This window comes from Tessaracoccus rhinocerotis (assembly GCF_007197885.1).
GTDB lineage: Bacteria > Actinomycetota > Actinomycetes > Propionibacteriales > Propionibacteriaceae > Arachnia > Arachnia rhinocerotis.
In genome coordinates this window covers 1-337 of sequence record NZ_VKKG01000028.1, presented here as the reverse complement: position 1 = coordinate 337, position 337 = coordinate 1, and the positions used below count along the sequence as shown (strand labels likewise).

The 337-nt window shown below is 42.7% G+C and carries 1 pseudogene; it reads right to left on the bottom strand.

Going from position 1 to position 337, the window contains the following annotated elements:
* Window positions 1-337, bottom strand: a pseudogene (locus FOJ82_RS15980) (F0F1 ATP synthase subunit alpha); the annotation flags it as partial.

Here is a 337-nt window from a genome sequence, read left to right as displayed (position 1 = left end):
GATCCATAACCCCTGTTGCTGGACTTTCAATAGGTCTCGTTTTACTTGTGTTGATTGGCCCTTTACCATCTATTGGTTGACCAAGTGGGTTTACAACACGGCCAATAAGTTCTTCACCAACAGGTACCTCCATAATACGTCCTGTACGTTTAACTTCATCGCCTTCTTTAATGTCGTCACTTGGCCCAAGAATTACTATACCAACATTATCTTCTTCAAGGTTTTGAGCAAGTCCTAATACTCCACTAGGAAACTCAATTAACTCTCCAGCCATCGCATCGTTTAAACCGTGAGCAAGTGCAATACCATCACCAACCTGGATTACAGTACCAGTGTC